The 21,177-nt window shown below is 64.5% G+C and carries 17 protein-coding genes and 2 tRNA genes; 10 read left to right on the top strand and 9 right to left on the bottom strand.

The window, feature by feature from the left end; genetic code table 11:
- Window positions 1-32: 32 nt before the first annotated feature.
- The 3 genes from ACOZ4N_RS03075 to ACOZ4N_RS03065 form a co-directional block, all read right to left on the bottom strand.
- Window positions 33-824 carry an inositol monophosphatase family protein gene (locus tag ACOZ4N_RS03075; RefSeq protein ID WP_424018473.1) on the bottom strand — a complete coding sequence of 264 codons (792 nt, stop codon included), beginning with the start codon at window positions 822-824 and terminating at the stop codon, window positions 33-35.
- 26 nt (window positions 825-850) lie between these two features.
- The gene (locus ACOZ4N_RS03070) at window positions 851-2,017 is read right to left on the bottom strand and encodes a hypothetical protein (RefSeq protein WP_424018472.1); all 1,167 of its coding nucleotides are present in this window, start codon (window positions 2,015-2,017) and stop codon (window positions 851-853) included.
- A 374-nt stretch (window positions 2,018-2,391) separates the two neighbouring features.
- Window positions 2,392-2,475, bottom strand: a tRNA-Leu gene (locus tag ACOZ4N_RS03065).
- A gap of 213 nt (window positions 2,476-2,688) precedes the next feature.
- Between ACOZ4N_RS03065 and ACOZ4N_RS03060 the strand changes: the two genes are divergently transcribed.
- Complete coding sequence (locus ACOZ4N_RS03060; protein ID WP_424018471.1) at window positions 2,689-2,862, top strand: hypothetical protein; 174 nt, start codon at window positions 2,689-2,691, stop codon at window positions 2,860-2,862.
- Between the two features lie 14 nt (window positions 2,863-2,876).
- Here ACOZ4N_RS03060 and ACOZ4N_RS03055 read toward each other — a convergent pair whose 3' ends face one another.
- The gene (locus ACOZ4N_RS03055) at window positions 2,877-3,797 is read right to left on the bottom strand and encodes a sensor histidine kinase (RefSeq protein WP_424018470.1); all 921 of its coding nucleotides are present in this window, start codon (window positions 3,795-3,797) and stop codon (window positions 2,877-2,879) included.
- Window positions 3,798-3,880: 83 nt separating this feature from the next.
- Here ACOZ4N_RS03055 and ACOZ4N_RS03050 point away from each other — a divergent pair, with 83 nt between their 5' ends.
- A complete protein-coding gene (locus ACOZ4N_RS03050; protein ID WP_424018469.1) occupies window positions 3,881-4,369 on the top strand; it encodes a DUF309 domain-containing protein in 489 nt (162 codons plus the stop codon).
- 67 nt (window positions 4,370-4,436) lie between these two features.
- A complete protein-coding gene (locus ACOZ4N_RS03045) occupies window positions 4,437-5,228 on the top strand; it encodes a succinylglutamate desuccinylase (RefSeq protein WP_424018468.1) in 792 nt (263 codons plus the stop codon).
- Between the two features lie 3 nt (window positions 5,229-5,231).
- Here the strand turns inward: ACOZ4N_RS03045 and ACOZ4N_RS03040 are convergent, their stop codons facing one another.
- Both ACOZ4N_RS03040 and ACOZ4N_RS03035 read right to left on the bottom strand, forming a co-directional pair.
- A complete protein-coding gene (locus ACOZ4N_RS03040; protein WP_424018467.1) occupies window positions 5,232-5,687 on the bottom strand; it encodes a UPF0179 family protein in 456 nt (151 codons plus the stop codon).
- A gap of 75 nt (window positions 5,688-5,762) precedes the next feature.
- The gene (locus tag ACOZ4N_RS03035; RefSeq protein WP_424018466.1) at window positions 5,763-6,143 is read right to left on the bottom strand and encodes a DUF5820 family protein; all 381 of its coding nucleotides are present in this window, start codon (window positions 6,141-6,143) and stop codon (window positions 5,763-5,765) included.
- A gap of 573 nt (window positions 6,144-6,716) precedes the next feature.
- Between ACOZ4N_RS03035 and ACOZ4N_RS03030 the strand changes: the two genes are divergently transcribed.
- From ACOZ4N_RS03030 to ACOZ4N_RS03000, 7 genes are all read left to right on the top strand, one after another.
- Window positions 6,717-8,789, top strand: coding sequence for a PrkA family serine protein kinase (locus tag ACOZ4N_RS03030; protein WP_424018465.1), 2,073 nt, complete (start codon window positions 6,717-6,719; stop codon window positions 8,787-8,789).
- Window positions 8,789-11,071, top strand: coding sequence for a PrkA family serine protein kinase (locus ACOZ4N_RS03025; protein WP_424018464.1), 2,283 nt, complete (start codon window positions 8,789-8,791; stop codon window positions 11,069-11,071). Before ACOZ4N_RS03030 ends, ACOZ4N_RS03025 begins: the two co-directional genes overlap by 1 nt.
- A complete protein-coding gene (locus ACOZ4N_RS03020) occupies window positions 11,062-12,378 on the top strand; it encodes a YeaH/YhbH family protein (protein ID WP_424018463.1) in 1,317 nt (438 codons plus the stop codon). Before ACOZ4N_RS03025 ends, ACOZ4N_RS03020 begins: the two co-directional genes overlap by 10 nt.
- On the top strand, window positions 12,375-14,375 hold the full coding sequence (locus ACOZ4N_RS03015; RefSeq protein WP_424018462.1) for a SpoVR family protein: 2,001 nt from the start codon (window positions 12,375-12,377) through the stop codon (window positions 14,373-14,375). The genes ACOZ4N_RS03020 and ACOZ4N_RS03015 overlap by 4 nt, the downstream gene beginning before the upstream one ends.
- A 254-nt stretch (window positions 14,376-14,629) precedes the next feature.
- Complete coding sequence (locus ACOZ4N_RS03010) at window positions 14,630-15,166, top strand: DUF7344 domain-containing protein (RefSeq protein WP_424018461.1); 537 nt, start codon at window positions 14,630-14,632, stop codon at window positions 15,164-15,166.
- A 38-nt stretch (window positions 15,167-15,204) separates the two neighbouring features.
- Window positions 15,205-15,597, top strand: a complete 393-nt coding sequence (locus tag ACOZ4N_RS03005; RefSeq protein WP_424018460.1) for a secondary thiamine-phosphate synthase enzyme YjbQ — start codon at window positions 15,205-15,207, stop codon at window positions 15,595-15,597.
- A 117-nt stretch (window positions 15,598-15,714) separates the two neighbouring features.
- Window positions 15,715-16,368 carry a helix-turn-helix domain-containing protein gene (locus ACOZ4N_RS03000; protein ID WP_424018459.1) on the top strand — a complete coding sequence of 218 codons (654 nt, stop codon included), beginning with the start codon at window positions 15,715-15,717 and terminating at the stop codon, window positions 16,366-16,368.
- Between the two features lie 85 nt (window positions 16,369-16,453).
- Here the strand turns inward: ACOZ4N_RS03000 and ACOZ4N_RS02995 are convergent, their stop codons facing one another.
- The 3 genes from ACOZ4N_RS02995 to ACOZ4N_RS02985 form a co-directional block, all read right to left on the bottom strand.
- Entirely contained in the window at window positions 16,454-18,436 is a 1,983-nt protein-coding gene (locus tag ACOZ4N_RS02995) for an AMP-dependent synthetase/ligase (RefSeq protein ID WP_424018458.1), read from the bottom strand.
- 230 nt (window positions 18,437-18,666) lie between these two features.
- Window positions 18,667-18,778 (bottom strand) — tRNA-Glu (locus ACOZ4N_RS02990).
- 248 nt (window positions 18,779-19,026) lie between these two features.
- Complete coding sequence (locus ACOZ4N_RS02985; RefSeq protein ID WP_424018457.1) at window positions 19,027-21,030, bottom strand: 3-hydroxyacyl-CoA dehydrogenase NAD-binding domain-containing protein; 2,004 nt, start codon at window positions 21,028-21,030, stop codon at window positions 19,027-19,029.
- Window positions 21,031-21,177 lie beyond the last annotated feature (147 nt).

Raw genomic sequence — 21,177 nt, 5'->3', positions numbered from 1 at the left:
GACCGGGACCGGTGGCTCGCCCGCTCGTATCCTCACTGGTCGACGCGCGCACCCACGTCCCGGGCCAGTTCCACCAGCCGCTCGTGGGCCTGCCCGTTCGAGGCCACCAGCCCCTGGCTGTCGTGTCGCCAGCGCTCACCGTCCAGATCCGTCACGGTCCCGCCGGCCGCTCGAACCATGTGCGCACCGCCGACCGAGTCCCAGGGGTTGGGCCGCCGCGTCGTGATCGCCGCGTCGAGCCCACCGCTGGCGACGAACGCCAGCGCCGACTGCATACTCCCGAGCCGGCGCATGTCACCACACTCCCGCACGACCGCGTCCGCGAGCGTGGCGTAGGCCTCACGGTCCCCGTGTGGACCCCACCCCAGCACCGCGACCGCGAACGTCTCCGGGTCGGCCCTGTCGCTGACCGAGACCGACTCCCCGTTCAGCCGCGTCTCCTCGCCTGCCAGGAACTCGTCGTCCATCGCGGGCATGACCGTCGCCGCGGCGACCGGTTCGCCGTCTTCGACACGTGCCACGCTGGTCGCCCACAGGCGCAACCCCCGGAGGTAGTTGGCCGTCCCGTCGATTGGATCGACGATCCAGGCCGGGCCGGTCGCCGGCACCGTCGACGGCGTGTCCGACTCCTCACCGACGACCGGCGCGTCGCTCTCCGCCTCCAGCAGCGCGACGACCCGATCCTGGGCGTCGGCGTCCGCGTCGCTCACCAGGTCGTTCTTGTGTGCTTTCGCCTCGAACCGAACGTCGGTCCGGAACCGCTCGACTGCGACCGTCCCGCCGGCACGGGCCGCGCGGGCCGCGAGGGTTGTCGGATCGTCCATATCGGACCCTCGCCGGCCGCGGACAATTAGGTGATGATCTGTTCGGCGGTCCGCATGTCCGAGGCGATGTCGTTCGATTCGACGGCCCGCTCGGCCGCGCGTCGTGCCTCGAAGAACTCCGGCTGGGGGTCGTTGTCGACTTTCACCTCGGACGCGCGGTGCAGCGCACCGGCCGCCGCCTCCAGTGCCTCCATGACCCCGGCGACTTCGTTCGCCTTCTCCTGAATGCCCGTCGACTCGTCGATGATTCCGAAACTGGACTGGGCGGACCCGAAGCTGAACTGGGCCGTACTGAGCGGCGAGAGTGCCTTTTCGTAGTTCTGTTCGTAGAACCGCGGCACGCCCTGCTTGAACGCGTCGATACCCCGCGCGGCGCTTTTGACACCGCCTCGAAGCTCTCGGAACGCCTGCAACTCCGCCCGCACCTGGTCGATCTTCTTCTCGTACACCTTCCCGATGGGATTGAACACGGAGACCGCCTCGGGGTCGATCTCGTTTTTCAGCGGCCGGTACAGCGACTGACCCTCGTCGCGATAGTCGTCGATGTTGTACGTCGTCTGTTTGGCCCGGAGCGTACTCTCCGCGTAGAGACGTTCGACCGCGAACAGGAACTCGTCGTAGGCGTCGATCAGCGCCTCCCGGACCCGTGCGAGGTCCTCCAGGAAGATCGTCACCTGCACGAGCGAGAGGATGATATTCTTCTGTCCTTCGGGCGCGTATTCGGTCGCTTTTTCGAGGGGGTCCCGAGCGTTCTGTGCCAGCGTCCGTATCTTCGGTGCGTGGAACGATTCGGTGGTCGCGTCCACGTCGAGCAGATTCGCGTCCGGGCCCGCGTACCCGACGTAGGTCGCGTAGGTCTTGCGAATCCGATCCATCGACGTGGCCATCAGTTCGGTCGCCTTCGGATCGGTCTCGATCGGCGTCGGTGTCGGCCCCGCGTTCTCGCCGAATCGCGAATCGAAGTTGGCCTCGAAGGAACTCTCGTTGAACTCGAAGTCCACCCCGTCGAAGTCCCCCATGGAGAAGTTCCGCTCGCTGCTCATGTCGCCGAAGTCGAACTCCGAGGCGTTGGAGTCGTTGATGAACCCGTCGACGTGCGCCCCAGGACCGCCCCCACGCCCGCTGCTGTCCAGTGCCCCACACCCAGCGGTGAGTAACGTGCCAGCCGTCGCAATGAATGTGCGACGTCTCATGAACTACTGCTCAGTAAATCGCCTCAACCTATTTAAAAATGCCCCGGCTAGAGCCGGTTCTTTTTACCGTCTACCGGAATCGAACGGTCGGCGGCCGCCCGGCTGGCGGCACCAGTTCACGAGTGGAGTTTGCGAGGGAAGATCGCTCCTGCGCACGGGACACCGCGTGTCCCGTTCGCTTCGAGGCCGCCCGGTCGCGGCCTCGCCGAACGGATCTTCCTGCACTGTTTGCGAGGGGCCGTAGTGGCCAACAGTGCGAGGGAAGGGATTTGAACTACGTCCAGACGGTCGGGCTCACACCGTTCGCCCGCTGCGTCTGGCCTCATTCAAACCCTTCTTCGCAGCCGAGCGCGCCGTCTTGGCGCGCTCAGGCATGCGAGGGAAGGGATTTGAACCCTTGGACCCCTACGGGAGCGGATCTTGAGTCCGCCGCCGTTTCCAGGCTTGGCTACCCTCGCACGCGTCCAGTACTCGGCTCTCGCCGGTATAAAGATTCCACGGAAGCGGGCAGGACCGGGAGAAGTTCCATATCTACACCGATACGAGCTATATTCCTCCTATACTCCAGTTCTGTCCGGCCTTTGCGATCTATTGGACGCAATTTCGGACTGAAAGTGACTACTTGAGCAAGTTTTATTGTAGTGGATTCACAAACGAGGAATGTCGAAGCGATGGACCGATCACCCCAGATCATCGAATCGATCCGCGAACGGTTCCGCCCGAGTCCGACCTACCGCTGTGGCGGTTGCTCGCTGTCGTTCGACCGCGAGCGTCTCAACTGTCCGGCCTGTGGCTATTCGGAGATTACAGAAGCAGGCAGCCGACGGTCGACAGCGAATCAGTGACCGACGCCCAGACCTCAGGCGACCGCCGTCTCGGTCGCCGACGGCAACTGGATTCTGATGATCGACCCGCGCGGTTCGTTGTCGATGACTCGAACGTCGCCGTCCGACTGGTCGACGAACACCCGAACGATCCACAGGCCCAGTCCCTGTGAGTGAAACATCGGTTTCTCGATCCCGTCTTCGAGTACGTCCCGCTCCATCTCCGGAATGCCGGGACCGTCGTCGCCCACGTCGAGTCGGACCGTCCCCGCGGGATCCGTCGTGACGGATATCCAGACGGTCGGATCGTCGGCGTCGTGGTGATCGACCGCGTTCCGGACGAGTTCCTCGACGACGACGTCGAAGCGGCCACCGATCCGAACCGGAGCCGCGTCCGGCAGTGTGGTCTCGATGGTCGCCGCCGGGAACGATTCGTCGAGGTCGGCGACGAGCGTCCGCAACCGCTCACGCAGGTCCACGGTTCGCTCGTCGTCGGCGGTTTCGAGCAGCGACTTCAGATGACGGGACTTCTCGCTCAGCGCGACGAGGTCGTCGGTCGCTCGCCGTATCCGTTCCATGTCCGCCTCGTCGACCCGTCCCGTCTCGATCAGGTCCGAACAGGACTTGATGACCGTACAGTGATTCCGGAGGTTGTGTCGGAGGACACGGTGGAGGACCGACAGTTGCGTCTTGGACCGTTCGAGTTCCATCCGCGTCGCGCGCAGTTGTTCGTCCCGATACGAGACCATCCCGTACAGGAGGACGCCCGATACCCCGACGAAAACCCAGCCCTTCCCCGTCATCACGGCATCGAACAGCGGGCCGGGCGGCAGGGCTGCGACCAGCAGTCGGTCCGAGAACGCGATCCAGGCACCGCCGACGACGACGTAAACCAGCGCGATTCGTGCCGGTGTGAGGTCCGCGAACAGCGATCTGTCCATCGTCGGTCCGTTCACCTTGCCAACACGTCCGGATAAAACCCATGACGAGCGCGGTCGATCCGACGGATTGACACCGGCGTCGGTGCAAGGGAGTTCCGATGGACGACCACACGCGCGACGACTCGGTGGGGCCGCCGGTCCGTGGGTCACCGACGGGATGGCGACCCACGGAGGACCGGTGGGAACACGGGACCCTCCGGCGTGCGACGGTCCACGGGGTTCGGTTGTACAACGTCGGCGAGTACCACGAGTCACACGACTGCTTCGAGGACGAGTGGTACAACTACGGCCGCGGGTCGACCGAGAGCAAGTTCCTGCACGGGATGGTGCAGGTCGCCGCCGGCGCGTACAAACACGTCGACTTCGAAGACGACGACGGGATGCGCTCGCTCTTTCGCACCGCCCTCCAGTATTTCCAGGACGTGCCCAACGACTACTACGGCGTCGACCTGCTCGACGTGCGGACGGTGTTGACCAACGCGCTCACCGATCCGACGGCGGTCGAGGGGTGGCAGGTGCGACTGGACGAGCGTCGGCCCGAGGCGACCGACGCCGACTTCGCGTACGCCGAGTCGCTGGAGCACTGACCTGTCCGGGACGGGACCCGGCACGGTTTCGTGGGTACTAAGACCGGTCGACCGTTGCTGTGAACCGATGCGAGTCGAGACCGTCGGCGACGGCCCCGCGGAGATCGCCGTCATCGGGGGCATCCACGGCGACGAGCCCTGTGGCGTCCACGCCGTCGAGACGTTGCTGTCCGCCGACGTCGAGTTCCGGCGCCCCGTCAAGTTCGTGATCGCCAACGAAAAGGCCCAGCAACGGGACGTGCGCTACGTCGACGAGGACCTCAACCGCGCGTTCCCGGGCGACCCCGACGGCGACACCCACGAGTCCCGGCTGGCTCACGAACTCTCGATGGAAGTGGCCGACTGTCAGATCCTCGCGCTCCACTCCACCCAGTCCTACGAGGGACTGTTCGCGCTGGTCGACGAAGTCGGCGAGTACGAGCGCCGGATCTGCCCACGCCTGTCGGTCGACGCCGTCGTCGAAACCTGCGAGTTCACCGAAGGCCGGCTGTTCGAGGTGACCCGTCGGCTGATCGAGGTCGAGTGTGGCTTCCAGGGCTCGGACACCGCAACCGAGAACGCCGTGCAGGTGACCCGCGAGTTCCTGGCCGCCGTGGGCGCGCTCCCCGACGACGAGGCCCCGCGCCGCGACGAGTTGCCGGTCTATCGACTCACCCATTCAGTCCCCAAGGACTCGGCGGAGGCCTACGACGTGTTCGCCACGAACTTCCGGCAGGTCCGAGCGGGGCAGCCCTACGCCGCGGCCGACGGCCAGGAGTACGTCGCCGAGCGCGACTTCTACCCCGTCCTGATGTCGCCGTACGGCTACGAGGACGTGTTCGGCTACGCGGCCGACCACGTCGGCACGCTCGAATCCTGAACCTCAGTCTTCCTCGACCGGCGGCGCGAACTCCACCAGCGTCAGGTCACGGTCCAGCATGCAGTAGTCGTGGGGTGGCTCGCCGACGACCTCGTTGATCTGGTACTCCACGTCGAACTCGGCGCCGGCCGGCTCACAGTACTCGTGTGAGGGACAGCCCGTGTGCGGACAGGGGCCTTCGAGCGCGGCTTTGCTGCCGGCGTAGGCCCCCTGGGCGTCGACGTTCGCGAGGACGGGTGCGGGTTCGACCTCGACCGCAGTCACCCCCGAATCGTGGACCGCACAGTCGAGCGTCGAGGCGTTCTCCCGGACCGCGGTCACGCGGTACTTCTGGCCGGCGGCGAGGTTGAGACACTGGTCCCGGTAGGGACAGCCCTCGCAGGCGTCGGCCGCCCCGTGATAGACGAACTCGGTCCCGACTTCGGCGAGTCGGGTCCCGACGAGCGTGACCGTAGTCATGGGTCCCTCTAGCTCCGGCCGGCGGTTAAGTCCCACCGTTTTTGCGGTTCGGTAGGCGGCAGGATTGCGCGCCAGTCACTCGCCGAGAATCGCGTCGAGTTCGTCGAGATAATCCTCCCGGGGGACCTGGTAGTACTCGCGCGGGTCGAACTCGCCGTCGGCGAATCGGGCGGCGAGGTCGTGGACGCCGGCGACGGCCTCGTCGCGGTCGTCGTAGCGCGCCGACGCGACCTCGATCTCGGGTTCCAGGGACAGCGTCACGTGCCAGGGGTCGTCGGGCGCGGGCTGGTGGCGGCCGGGGCGGCGGCCCCGCTGGCCCTTCGTGAGGTAGATGGTCGGCAGACAGGGCGCGGGAAACTCCTTGCTGTCGAAGATATCCGGGCGGTAAGCCAGCACGTAGCGTGTCTCACCCGCCGACCAGACCTCCCACCCGGCCGGTAGATCCGCGGAGTCCATACGTCCCGTTCCGGCCGACCGGTCTTGAGTGACGCGGTCTCGGCGGCCCCGCTCGTGCCCATCTGTTCACCCAGTATATAAAGCCGAGTTTGCAGGTACGGTGAACTGAACTGGCACCCCGGTTCCCGTGCCCGAGTTTCGGCCACTGAGACGGCCGGAACAAACGGGCCGAAAAACCGCTGTGGGGACAATGCTTATACCCGCGGGATTCTCATTAAATAAATAGTATCGGTGGTAAGCCCACCCATACACGACCCCCACTACCGCCCCTGCTCTCGCCGCCCAGGCACCCCGGTATTTTTTCGGGACTCTCCGATCTCGGGCGTTCTGGGCCGTGGGAGTGGTATGGATACACATGGCACGCAAACGGATCGGACCCGCAACCGGGCGGGCGCGCGGTTGCTCGCGTCGCGCGAGCGCGCGCTGTAGTCCGGGACGGGGCCGACCTGCCAGTCGCCGGCGGAGTGTGGGCTGGTGTGGTGGACGCCACCGAGACCTGCGGGCTCGCGCCCGTGGCAGCAGGGGGAACCGCGACCGCCGCGGTGGCCCCGCGTTCAATCTGTCCGTGATAGCATGACCGATACAAAGGAAACCCTCGCAGAGCTGAGTCGGGAGTACCAGGATTCGATTCCAGCGGACCTCAGAGAGACCCAGACGTTCGACTGGTACCTGGACCAGCTGTACGACCATCCGCGGATCGCCCGCAACGCCCACCAGCGCGTTGCCGACATGTTCGACTACTACGGGACCGAATACGACGAAGACGCCGGCGTCGTGGAGTACGCCCTCGCGGCCGAAGACCCGCTGAACGACGGCGAGAACACGTTCTACGGCCGGGTCATCCACGAGGCCATCCACGAGTTCGTCAACAAGGTCAAATCCGGCGCTCGCGGCCTCGGTCCCGAGAAACGGATCAAACTCCTGCTGGGCCCGGTCGGTTCCGGGAAGTCCGACTTCGACCGGCAGGTCCGCCGGTACTACGAACACTACACCCGCACCGACGAGGGGCGGATGTACACCTTCCGGTGGAGCAACCTCTGTGACATCATCGACGACCAGGACCCCGCCGACGACACCGTGCGGTCCCCGATGAACCAGGACCCCATCGTCCTGCTCCCACAGGAACAGCGCGAGCAGGTGATCGAGGACCTCAACGCGGAACTGGACGCCCCTTACACCATCCGCAACGAACAGGCGCTCGACCCGGCCAGCGAGTTCTACATGGACCGCCTGCTGGCCTACTACGACGACGACCTCGAAGCGGTGCTGGACAACCACGTCGAGATCGTCCGGATCGTCGCCGACGAGAACCAGCGCCGCGCCATCGAGACCTTCGAGCCCAAGGACAAGAAGAATCAGGACGAGACCGAACTCACCGGCGACGTCAACTACTCGAAGATCGCCATCTACGGGGAGTCCGATCCCCGGGCGTTCGACTACTCCGGCGCGTTCTGTAACGCCAACCGCGGGATCTTCTCGGGCGAGGAACTGCTCAAGCTCCAGCGGGAGTTCCTCTACGACTTCCTGCACGCGACCCAGGAACAGACGATCAAGCCCAAGAACAACCCCCGGATCGACATCGACCAGGTGATCGTCGGGCGGACGAACATGCCCGAGTACAAGGACAAGAAGGGCGACGAGAAGATGGAGGCGTTCAACGACCGCACCAAGCGGATCGACTTCCCCTACGTCCTCCAGTACGAGGAGGAGGCCAAGATCTACGAGAAGATGCTCCGGAACGCCGACCTCCCGGACATCCAGGTCGAACCCCACACCCTGGAGATGGCCGGCCTGTTCGGCGTCCTCACCCGGATCGAGGAACCCGATTCCGGCACCGTGGACATCGTCCAGAAGGCCAAGGCCTACAACGGCGAGGTCGACGAGGCCGAGGACGTCGACGTAAAGAAGCTCAAAGAGGAGGCCGCCGAGATGGCCGAGATCGGCGAGGGCATGGAGGGCGTCTCGCCCCGCTTTATCGGCGACGAGATCGCCGAGGCCATCATGGACTCGATGCACCGGAGCCGTGACTTCCTCTCGCCGCTGACGACGTTCAACCACTTCGAGGAGAACCTCGAGAATCACGGCTCGATCCCGGAAGACCGGTTCGAGACCTACTACCGCTACCTCGAACTCGTCCGCGAGGAGTACAAGGACCGGGCCATCGAGGACGTGCGCCACGCGCTGGCCTACGACATCGACGAGATCCAGCGCCAGGGCGAGAAGTACATGGACCACGTCATGGCCTACATCGACGACGACACCGTCGAGGACGAGATCACGGGCCGCGAGCAGGAACCCGACGAAACCTTCCTCCGGAGCGTCGAGGAGAAACTCAACGTCCCCGAGGACCGCAAGGACGACTTCCGCCAGGAAGTGTCGAACTGGGTCTCCCGGCGCGCCCGCGAGGGTGACACCTTCAACCCGCAGGACAACGACCGCCTGCGCCGCGCGCTGGAACGCAAACTCTGGGAGGACAAGAAACACAACATCAACTTCTCGGCACTGGTCTCCAGCAACGAGATGGACGACGACGAACGCAACGCCTGGGTCGACGCGCTGATCGAACAGGGCTACACCCGGGAAGGGGCCAAGGAGGTGCTGGAGTTCGCCGGCGCCGAGGTCGCCAAAGCCGAGATGGAAGAGTAATGGCCGGACACGATTACATCGACGCCGCGGATACCGCCCTCGAGGAGACCTACCAGGAGCCGATGAGCCTCGGCGAGTACGTCGACCTGGTACTGGAGAAGCCCCACCTGGCCTCTCACGCCTCGAAGTACCTGCTGTCGGCCATCGAGGCCGCCGGCACGCGGACGGTGATCGAGGAGGGCGAGGAGAAGGAGCGCTACCGCTTCTTCGACGACCCGCACAACGACGGCGAACACGCCATCCTGGGCAACACGGACACGCTCAACCAGTTCGTCGACGACCTGCGCTCCATCGCGGCGTCGCGTGGCAAAGACGAGAAGATAATCTGGCTCGACGGGCCGACCGCCACGGGTAAATCGGAGCTCAAGCGGTGTCTGATCAACGGCCTCCGCGAGTACTCCAAGACCGACGACGGCCGGCGCTACACCGTCGAGTGGAACGTCGCCGGGGCCGGCGGCGGCTCCTCGGGCATGACCTACGGGGACCAGCCGGTCAGCGACGAGGACGACTGGTACGAGAGCCCCGTGCAGTCCCACCCGCTGACGGTGTTCCCACAGGAAGTTCGGGCCGACCTGATCGCGGAGATCAACGACCGCCTCGACGACCACGTCCAGATCCGCGTCGAGGGCGACCTCGATCCGTTCTGCCGGGAGGCCTACGACTTCCTCGAAGAACAGTACCGCCGCCAGGAGATCGAGGACCTGTTCTCGGCGGTGACCGACCCCAAACACCTGCGGATCAAGAACTTCGTCGTCGACGTGGGCCGGGGCATCGGCGTCCTCCACAGCGAGGACGACGGCAGTCCCAAGGAGCGCCTCGTCGGCTCGTGGATGGCCGGCATGCTCCGGGAACTCGACTCGCGGGGTCGGAAGAACCCGCAGGCGTTCAGTTACGACGGCGTCCTCTCGCAGGGCAACGGCCTGCTCACCATCGTCGAGGACGCCGCTCAGCACGCCGACCTGCTCCAGAAACTCCTGAACGTCCCCGACGAGGGGAAGGTGAAACTGGACAAGGGCATCGGGATGGACATCGACACCCAGATGATCATCATCTCGAACCCCGACCTCGAAGCCAGGCTCAACCAGCACGCCGACCGCGAGGGACAGGACCCGCTGAAGGCGCTGAAGCGTCGCCTCGACAAACACGAGTTCACGTACCTGACGAACCTCTCGCTGGAGGCCCAGCTGTTGCGTCGGGAGTTGACCAACGAGACCGAGGTCTGGACCGCCCAGTCCTGGGACGAACTCGAATCGTGGATTCGGGAGCCCCTGCACATCCACGTTCGCGACTCGGACGCCGAGGTCAACGAGAAGGAACTGGCTCCCCACGCCATCGAGGCCGCCGGGCTGTACGCCGTCGTCACCCGACTCGACGACGAGGACGTGCCCAGCGGCCTCGACCTCGTGGACAAGGCCATGCTGTTCGACCGCGGTTACCTGCAGGAGGGCGACGAGCGCATCGAGATGGACGACTTCGAGTGGGACGGCGACGCCGACGACGGCGAGGGCGGCATCCCCGTCACCTACACGCGGGACGTGATCGCGGACCTGCTCCACGTGGAACAGGATCGCTACCACGCCGACCTGCCCGTCGAACACGTCATCATGCCCCGGGACATCCTCAACGCGATGGCCGAGGGGCTGGTCGACGCCCCCGTCTTCTCGGGCAGCGAACGCGTCGAGTTCGAGAACCAGGTGGTCGCCGTGAAGAATCACGTGTTCAGCCAGCAGGAAGACGACGTCCTCCGGGCGATCATGCGCGACAAGCGGGTCGACGAGGAGACCGTCGAGGAGTACATCGAGCACGTCTACGCCTGGGAGGCCGACGAACAGATCGAGAACGACCGCGGCGAACTCGAAGACCCCGACCCGCTGAAGATGAAGGTCTTCGAGATCGAACACCTCGGGCGGTTCTCCGAGGACAACTACGACGGACCGGAACCCGACGACGCCGTCGAGCAGTTCCGGACGAACAAGATCATCACCGCGCTGAATCGTCACGCCTGGCACAACCGCGACGAGGAGTTCCAGATCTCCGACGTGAACCCCAAGGAGATCCCCGTGATCAAGTCGGTGCTGGGCACCCACGACTGGGAGGACGTGCGGCGGACCTACGAGGACTTCGACCCCCGACAGTGGGACAACCCGCCCAGCGGCACCGAGACGGCGACCGTCAAGGAGGCCACCCTAGAGAACATGACCGAGATGTTCGACTACACGGAGGCCTCCGCCGAGTTGACCAGCCGCCACGTCATGAGCCAGGTGAGTTACAAATGGGACTGAAAGACGACCTCGACCGGTACAGAGAAGTCGGCGAGGAGCGCCGGCAGGACCTCGCGGAGTTCATCCAGTACGGCGACCTCGGGCAATCGCGTCCCGACGAGGTGAAAATCCCCATCAAGATCGTCGACCTCCCCGAGTTCGCATACGACCAGCGCGACATGGGCGGGGTCGGCCAGGGCGAGGACGCCGAGGAGGGCCAGCCCGTCGGCCAGCCCGAGCCCCAGCCCGGCGACGGCGACGAGGACGGCGAACCCGGCGAGGAGGGTGGCGAACACGAGTACTACGAGATGGACCCCGAGGAGTTCGCCCAGGAACTCGACGAGGAACTCGGCCTGGACCTCGAACCCAAGGGCAAGCAGGTCATCGAGGAGAAGGAGGGCGACTTCACGGACATCACCCGGACCGGTCCCACCTCCACTCTCGATTTCGAGTCGCTGTTCAAGAAGGGCCTCAAGCGCAAGCTGGCGATGGACTTCGACCGGGATTACCTGCGGGAGGCACTCAAGGTCGACGGCATGGGACCGGCGTCGGTCTTCGAGTGGGCGCGCGGCGAGAACATCCCCGTCTCGAAGGCCTGGCTGGAAGACGAGTACGACGCGTTGACCAGCGAGGAGAAGACCGAGTGGGCGTCGATGGACGAGATGGACGAAAACGTCGAGCGACAGTCCACCGCCGAGCGCATCCGCCGGGAGGGCGTCGATCAGATCCCCTTCCGCCGGGAGGACGAGCGCTATCGGTACCCCGAGATCATCGAGGAGCGCGAGAAGAACGTCGTCGTCGTCAACATCCGCGACGTGTCCGGGTCGATGCGCGAGAAGAAACGGGAACTGGTCGAGCGGACGTTCACGCCGCTGGACTGGTATCTCACGGGCAAGTACGACAACGCCGAGTTCGTCTACATCGCCCACGACGCGGAGGCCTGGGAGGTCGACCGCGACGAGTTCTTCGGCATCCGGAGCGGCGGCGGGACGCGCATCTCCAGCGCCTACGAGCTGGCCGCCGCCGTCCTCGAGGAGGAGTACCCCTGGCACGAGTGGAACCGCTACGTGTTCGCGGCCGGCGACTCCGAGAACTCCAGCAACGACACCGAAGAACGGGTGATCCCGCTGATGGAGGAGATCCCCGCGAACCTCCACGCCTACGTGGAGACCCAGCCCAGCGGGAACGCCATCAACGCGACCCACGCCGAGGAAGTGGAGCGCCACTTCGAGGGGAGCGACAACGTCGCCGTGGCGTACGTCTCCAGTCCGGAGGACGTGGTCGACGCCATCTACGAGATCCTGAGTACGGAGGAGGCAGACACATGAATTCGGATCGCTACGAAGCCAAGCGCATCGCCGAGGACCTCGAAGAACCGGTCGACGAGGCCTCGAACCTCGCGGAGAAACTGGGCCTGCACCCGTACCCGGTCAACTACTGGATCGTCGACTACGACGAGATGAACGAGTTGATCGCCTACGGCGGGTTCCAGCAGCGCTACCCCCACTGGCGCTGGGGGATGCAGTACGACCAGCAACAGAAACAGAGCCAGTTCCTCGGCGGGAAGGCCTTCGAGATCGTCAACAACGACAACCCATCGCATGCCTTCCTGCAGGAGTCCAACTCCATGGCCGACCAGAAGGCGGTCATCACCCACGTCGAGGCCCACGCGGACTTCTTCGCCAACAACGATTGGTTCGGGATGTTCGCGGACGACCCCGATGCCGCGGCCATGCTGGCCCGCCACTCCGAGACGATTGAGGAGTACATGCAGGACCCGGACATCGAACGGGCCGCGGTCGAGAAGTGGATCGATCACGTCCTCTGTCTGGAGGACAACATCGACCAGCACCGCCCGTTCGCACCGGTCGAGACCGACGGTCGTGACGAGGTGCTGGACCGCGAGGAAGACATCGAAGACATCGAGGCGAAACTCGACGAACTCGACCTCTCGGAGGAGGTCGTCGGGCAGGTGTTCGACGAGGACTGGCTGGAGGCCCAGCGCGACGACGACGGCGAGGTCACGTTCCCGGACGAACCCGAGAAGGACGTGATCGGCTTCCTCCGCCAGCACGGGATGGCCTACGACCGCGACGCCGAGAAGGCCGTCACGATGACCGACTGGCAACGCGAGATCCTCGAAATCCTGCGCCGGGAGGCCTACTACTTCGCCCCCCAGAAGATGACGAAGGTCATGAACGAGGGGTGGGCCTCCTACTGGGAGTCGGCGATGATGTCCAAGGAGGCCTTCGCCGCCAGCGACGAGTTCGTCAAGTACGCCGACCACATGGCCCAGGTGCTGGGCTCGCCGGGGTTCAACCCGTACAAACTCGGGCTGGAACTCTGGCAGTACGTCGAGAACACGGAGAACCGCCGTGAGATCGTCGAACGCCTCCTCCGGGTCGAGGACATCACCTGGCGCAACCTCCACGACCGCGTGGACTTCGAGCAGGTGCAGGACCTGATCGCGCCCGACCCGGAACTCACCGACGTTCCCAGCCACCTCGACGACCTCGACCCCGAGGACCCGCGGGTCGACGCCGAGGCACTCGAAGCCGCCCGCGAGGGCGAGATCGACGTGGCGAAATACCCCTGGAAGGTGCTGACCTACGAGGGGCTGGCCGAACGCCACTACTCGCTGGTCGAACCCCAGAACCGCGGGTTCGTCTCCCGTGTCGGACAGGAGGAACTCGAACGCGTCTCGCGGTACATGTTCGACGACACCCGCTACGAGAGCGTCGCCGAGGCCCTCGAGGACATCGACTACACCCGCGGCTGGGACCGGATGCGGGAAATCCGGGAGAGTCACAACGACGTGACCTTCCTCGACGAGTTCCTCACCCAGGAGTTCGTCGACGAGAACGACTACTTCACCTACGAGTACACCCAGTCCACCGGCGACTACCGGGTCACCTCGACGGACTACGAGGACGTGAAAAAGAAGTTGATGCTCCGGTTCACCAACTTCGGGAAGCCGACCATCGTCGTCGAGGACGGCAACTACAACAACCGCAACGAGTTGCTACTCGCCCACAAGTACAACGGCGTGATGCTCGACCTCGGGCAGGCCGAGGACACCCTCGAACGGGTGTTCGAGCTGTGGGGTCGGCCGGTGAATCTGAAGACCATCGTCAAGGAACTCGACGAACACGACATCGAGGTCGCCAAGCGCCGGGACCGCGAACCCGAACCCGAAGAACAGGGCAAACTCATCCGGTACGACGGCGAGGAGATCACGACCCGCGACCTGGACTGGGAAGAAGTCGAACACCTCGCCGCGACCGACGTGGACTACGACACGAAACCCGACGAGTGGCTGGCGTAGCCAGGCGGAACCCCCCGTGGCTCGTTCTCGGAAATCGAAGCCCGAACCGGTGCCCGTTATCACCAGTTATCAGATGTGTAATCCCGGACGGGACGGCCGTGGGTTCCCCCATATTAATCTGCCCCTCGTGTAGCGTAATGAGTTGTTAGGAGCCATTAACAGCAAAGAGAACGCTTTTCGAAGCGAGAATGCTATCGGTTAGAGACGGCAGAGACCGCGTCCCGAGCGACGCGGGCGGAGCCAGGAGGTGATCGATGGGAGCACAGACGACAGAACGGGCCGACCTCGACGCGGGCGAGATCCACGACATCCTCAGGAACGACCGGCGGCGGCTGGCGATCAAGTGTCTCCGCGAGCAGGATGGGGCGCTGAGCGTCCGCGACCTCTCGGAGGAAGTCGCGACTCGCGAGACCGGTGAATCCCCCGCACCGCGGGACAAACGCCGGAGCGTCTACGTCTCGCTCCACCAGACCCACCTCCCCAAACTCGACGACCTCGGGATCGTCAACTACGACACCGACTCGAAGGAGGTGCGCCTGCGTGACCGGGCGGCCGAAATCACGACGTACATGGAAGTGGTTCCCCGCTACGGGATCACCTGGGCGGAGTACTACCTCGTCCTGGGCATCCTCGGGTTCGGGACCGTCCTCGCCGCGAGCATCGGCACGCCGCTGCTGGGTGCCATCGGAACGCCCGCGGTCGCGGCCGCTTACCTCCTGATTCTGACCGGCTCGGCGGCGTTCCACGTCCGTTCACAGGACCGCGACCTCTTCGAAGGGCTACGCGCCTGACACGGGGTTTCAAGCGACCGTCGCCCGTCCGTCCCCCCATGGGCACCCACGCGACGTTCGAGGTCTCGACCGGCGAACGAGTGACGACCGAGGACATCACCGACCGGGTGGCGAGCCGGCTCCCGGCCGACGCCAGCGGGACCTGTACTGTCTTCGTCGAGCACACAACGGCGGGGATCAGCGTCAACGAGGCCGAACCGCGCCTGCTGGGCGACATCGAGACCGTACTCGCCGAACTCGTCCCCGAGACGGGCTGGGACCACGATCAGCTAGATGGTAACGCCGACGCCCACCTGCGGTCGATGTTGCTGGGCCGGGACGTGACGGTTCCGGTTGTCGACGGCGAGCCCGGCCTCGGAACCTGGCAGTCGATCCTCCTGGTCGAGTGCGACGGACCGCGAACCAGGACGGTGACAGTTGTGTGTGAGTGACAGTTCGGGAGACGGCTTCGGGACGATGGCCCCCGCGCGACGGAGGTGTGTGCCGAAACACATAATGTGCCGTGTACGAAAGGGACGATGACATTCGTTCGCTAACAGGACCCGCACATGAGGTATTTCGACTTCACAATTTCGCCGGAAGACGGGGCAATCCATCCCGCAGACAAGCTGATCGCCGATCAGCCGGACGTGACGCGGGACGCGCTGATGCACGTCAACTCGCTGGGGGACGGGACGGGCGTCCTCCTGTACCGGATCTACGGTGATCCCGAGCCACTGACGGAGGTCATCGACGAGTCGAACCAGGTCCTCGCCTGGGACGTACTGGACGTACAGGACGACGTGTTCCACCTCTACCTCCACGTCCCGCCGGGCCAGCCCGCGGGCGGCCTGATGGCGCTGGCCCAGAAGTACGCGCTCATCATCGACACGCCCCTGAAGTACACCGACCAGGGCGGCCTCCGGACGACCATCGTCGGGACCCACGAGATGCTCCGGAAAGCCCTGGAGGAGACACCCGACGGCGTCCGCTTCGCCGTCGAACAGGCCGGCCAGTACTCCCCCGACCGGGAGGACATCCTCTCGATTCTGACCGAACGCCAGCACGAGGTGTTCGAGACGGCCATCTCCGAAGGCTACTACGAGATTCCGCGGGAAGCGACCCACGAGGACATCGCCAACGCGCTGGGCTGTGCGCCCTCGACCGTCGACGAACACCTCAGAAAAGCAGAATCGCGCGTGCTGTCCGCGTTGATGCGGTAGGAGCGGGAGTGACGGTGAGAGCCGCGTCTCGCCTCGCGGCTATCGCCGCTCGGCTGTTCGGGGACACTCCCTGCGGTCGTGTCCCCTAGTCGTCCGCCGTCGCCGGTTCGCCCTCGTAGATCTTCGTCACCTTGTCCTGGAACTCCGACTTGATGTTGCGGCGCTTCTTCTTCAGCGAGGGGGTGAGCATGTCGTTTTCCGGCGTCCACTCGAGGTGGGCCAGCTCGAACTGCTTGATCGTCTCGTGTTTCTCGAGGTTCCGGTTGACGAGCTGGACGTCCTCGTTGACCCACTCCTTGACCCGCTCGTCCTCGCAGATTTCCTCTTTGGAGTTGGGCAGGTCGATGTTGCGGTTCGACGCCCATCGGGTAATCGCGTCGAAGTTCGGGACGATCAGGGCGGAGACGAACTTCTCGTCGTCGCCCATGATCATGATCTGTTCGACCCGCGAGGAAGTCGAGAACTCGTCTTCGATGGGTTCGGGAGCGACGTTTTTCCCCGTGTCCAGCACGATCAGGTTCTTCAGCCGGTCGTGGTAGACGAGGTAGTCGTGTTCGATGCGTTCGACGATGTCACCGGTCTTGAACCAGCCGTCGGCGGTGAACGCCTCCTCGGTCTTCTCGGGCATCTCCCAGTAGCCCTCCGTGACGTTGGGGCCCTTGATCAGCAGTTCGCCCACTTCACCCTCGACGTCCTCGAACTGGTCGTCGGCAACCTGTGACTCGTCGATCCTGATATCGACATCCGGCAGGGGCGGGCCGAGGGTTCCGGTTTCGAGGATCTCCGGCGGGTTCGTCGAGACGACCGGGGCGGCCTCCGTCAGGCCGTATCCCTCGAAGATTGGGATGCCCATTCCCTTGAACAGATCCGCGAGGTCTTTGCTCAGGCTCCCCCCGCCACTGACGAAGAAGTCGATGTTGCCGCCGAGTTCCTCTTTGACCTGCTTGAAGACGAGTTGGTTGGCGACGGAGCGTTTGATCTTCAGTCCGAGTCCGGGGTTCTCTGCCCGGCCGTAAGTACGGGCGACCTCGACGGCCCACTCGAAGATTCGCTCTTTCGTGTCAGACCCGCTGGCCTGCTCGCGCATCTCGTCGAAGATGCGCTCGTACACACGAGGGACGCTCGACCCGCCACCCGGCTTGATTTTTTGGATGTCCTCGCTGACGGTGTCGGTGCTCTCGGCGTAGCCGACCGTCACGCCGGACGCGAACATCAGGAAGTGCCCGGTCGTGCGCTCGAAGACGTGCGCCAGCGGGAGAAAGGAGATGGTCCGGCGGCCGGGATCCAGTGACGGAACGTCGTCGTCCTTGTCGGGTCTGGGGCCGACCCGCTTGCGGACCTGGTTGACGTTCGACCGGAAGTTGTGGTGGGTCAGCTTCACGCCCTTGGGCTTGCCCGTCGTCCCGGACGTGTAGATCAGACTCGCCAGGTCGTGCATGTCCTGTTCCTCGATCCAGGTCCAGTACTCGTCCTCGTCGAACCGCTCCTCGCCGAGTTCGTACACCTCCGAGAGGGTGTGGATCTGATCGACGTCGTCGTACTTCTCCAGTTCGTCGATGACGACGACGAACTCCAGACTGAGTTCGTCCTGCACCTTGATGATACGGTCGAGCAGATACTCGTTCTCGACGACGACACCGGTCGCACCGGGGTTGTTGAGAAGGTACTTGATCTGTTTCGGCGAGGACTCCGTGTACACAGTGGTGACCGTCCCACCTGAAGCCAGCAGTCCGAAGTCCGAGAGCGCCCACTCCATCCGGGGGTTGGACATGATCCCGACACGGTCGTCTTTCTCGACGCCGAGTTCGCGAAAGCCCGCCGCCAGTCGTCTGACGAGGGTTCGCATCTCGTCGTATTCGAGCGACGTGTACTCGCCGGGTTCGGGTTCGTCGATGATCTCCGGAGTGAGCGTCCGCTGATAGATCCCGCCCTTGTACATCTGGGCGTCGAGGTCGCCGTACCGCTCCGCCGCGTCCTCGAACATCTCGGGGAGCGTATTCTCCTCGATCACCTCGTCGGTGTACTCGCGCTCGTTCTCTCGGATCGTTTCGATGTCAGGTGGGGCCATGCATTGTGGTATCGCGTCAGTCGTTAAATATGCCCGGGTCGTTCATGATAGATGAAACGGGCATGGCCGCGTGCGTGCCTCTCCGGTCCGAATCCGATTGCACCGGCACCGTCCTGACCCGGTGAAATAAAGGGGCCCTGACACGAAAGCGAAGCGTCGGGCCGTTCGCAAATACGACAGGACACCGGCGACGCGACTGCGGAGGCTATCCGGATCGGTTCCCCTGAAAATGCACCGTCAGGGATTTGAACCCTGGTCCTCGGCTGTCTTCTGCCGTAGCCTTCGTGTTAGACTTTCGACACCGAAAGGCCAAGATGATTGGCCGGACTACACCAACGGTGCGCACTCATAGCTGAGAGGGGTTCGGTAATAAACCCTGCTTTTCGGAAGCGCAGTGGGGATCACTCACAGAGGGCAGGCGTGGCGAGGGCGGGCGACTTCCCAATCGAGAGTTCAGCGGCTCCCGGCGACGAGCAGTGACACGCAGCCGAATCGTCGAAAAAATCGCGACGGTCGGTCGAAGTCCGTTACTGACCCTCGAAATCGGGCTCACGTCCGTTAGACCGCAGGTCTAACGGCGTTCGCCGGACCTACTGCCCTTCGAAGTCCGGCTCACCGTCGCCCATGAAGGCGGTCATGCCCTCCATGACGTCGTCGGTGCCGATGAGGTGGCCGAAGGCCTGGGACTCGACTTCCAGTCCGGCCTCGGTGTCGTCGCGGCCCTTCAGCATGGCGCGCTTGGTCATCTTCTGTGCGACCGGCGGGCCCTGTGCGAGCTGTTCGGCCAGCTCCAGCGCCTCGTCGAACAGGTCGTCCTTCGAGACCACGTCGCGCAGGAAGCCGAAGTCTTCCATCTCCTCGGCGTCGTAGCGCTCGGCGGTCAGGATGATCTCCTTTGCGGGACCCTCGCCGATGACGTTGGCGAGGCGCTGGGTGCCGCCCCAGCCGGGGAGCAGACCGAGGTCGAGTTCGGGCTGGCCGAACTCGGAGCGGTTGGAGGCGATGCGGATGTCGGTACACATCGAGAGCTCCATCCCACCGCCGAGACAGAACCCGTCGATGCCGGCGACGACCGGGAGCGGGCACTCCTCCAGGCGGCCGAACGTGGCCTGGCCCTGTGCGGAGAGTTCCTGAGCCGAGAGCGGGTCGGCGCTGGTGGCCATGGACTGCACGTCGGCCCCGGCCGAGAACGCCTTGTCACCTTCGCCGGTGATCAGGATGGCGCGAACCTGCTCGTCGTCCTCGAAGATCTCGCGAGCCTGGTCGAGTTCGTCCAGCACGTCGAGGCTGATCGTGTTCATCCGGTGGGGCCGGTCGATCTTGATGTGACCGACCTGCTTCTCGTTGTGGCCCTCCGGGACGTCCACGTCGATGCGCTCGATGGCGATGACCTCGAAGTCGGGGCCGCTGTCCTCGTCGTCACCGGCACCGTCGTTGAACCCGCCCTGTTCGGCGGCTTCTTCGAGGTAGTCGGGGTGCTTGTAGCGGGCCGCACCGGTCTCCTCGTACAGTTCTTCGAGCTTGTTCAGGCACTTCTCGACGCCGTACTCGTCGATGGACTTGGTCGGGCCCTCGGGGAAGCCCGCACCCATCATGACGGCCTCGTCGATGTCCTCGGGCGGGGCCACGTCGCCGCCGACGAGGTTGGCGATCTCCTTCGCGAGCGCCGCGTTGAGGCGTTCCTCGACCTCCTCGCTGTACTCGTCGGTCGGCACGTCGGCACCGTCGCCGTCCTCGTAGTCGTAGAAGCCCTTGCCGGTCTTCTGGCCGAGTTCCTCGTTCTCGACTTTCTCCTCCATGATCGGAGCCGGCTCGTACTCGTCACCGAGCACGTCGTTCATGTAGTCCAGGACGTGGTAGGAGATGTCGATGCCGGTCATGTCGGCCAGCTCGAAGCTCCCCATCGGCAGGCCCATGTGGTACTTCGTCGTGGAGTCGATCTCCTCGACGGTGGCCACGTCCTCGCTGAGCATCCAGCAGGCCTCGTTCATCAGCGGGACGAGGATGCGGTTGACGATGAAGCCGGGCGAGTCCTTCCGGACGCGGACGGGGGTCTTGCCGAAGTCCTCGGCCAGATCCTCGATGACCTCGACGGTCTCCTCGGCGGTGTGTTTGCCGTTGATGACCTCGACCAGCTGCATCCGGATCGGCGGGTTGAAAAAGTGCATCCCGCAGAACTGCTCGGGTCGGTCCGAGACTTCCGAGAGGTCGGTGATCGACAGCGACGAGGTGTTGGTCGCGAAGATCGCGTGGTCGGGAGCGGACTCCTCGACCTCCTCGTAGACGTCCTCCTTGATCTCCATCTTCTCGGGGACGGCCTCGATGATCACGTCCGCGTTGCCGACGGCCTCCTCCATGTCGACGAGCGGTGTGACCGAATCGAGGGCCGCGTCGGCCTCCTCCTCGGTGATCGTGTCTTTCTCGGCCAGTTTCTGGAGGCTCCACTCGATGTCCTCGTAGCCGCTCTGGACGAACTCCTCTTTGATGTCGCGCAGCCGCACGTCGTACCCCGCGAGTGCGGCGACCTCGGCGATGCCGTGCCCCATGTTCCCGGCGCCAAGCACCGCGATGGTTTCGATATCTTCGAGTTGCATGAGTCATTGGAACACTCTCCGCCAGCCCCTTTCAGTGTTTTTCTTTGGCCGCAGAAACGGATTACAGTCCGTCTATCGTTTACTCTCGGCGGAAACATCGTTATCCTATCGCGATCAGCAACTAACAACGCTTGACGAGTTGTCTAC

The organism is Halorientalis pallida (assembly GCF_049605515.1).
GTDB classification, from domain to species: Archaea; Halobacteriota; Halobacteria; order Halobacteriales; family Haloarculaceae; genus Halorientalis; species Halorientalis pallida_A.
The sequence above is the reverse complement of the archived record's forward strand: the minus strand, read 5'-3'. Positions and strand labels throughout refer to the sequence as shown.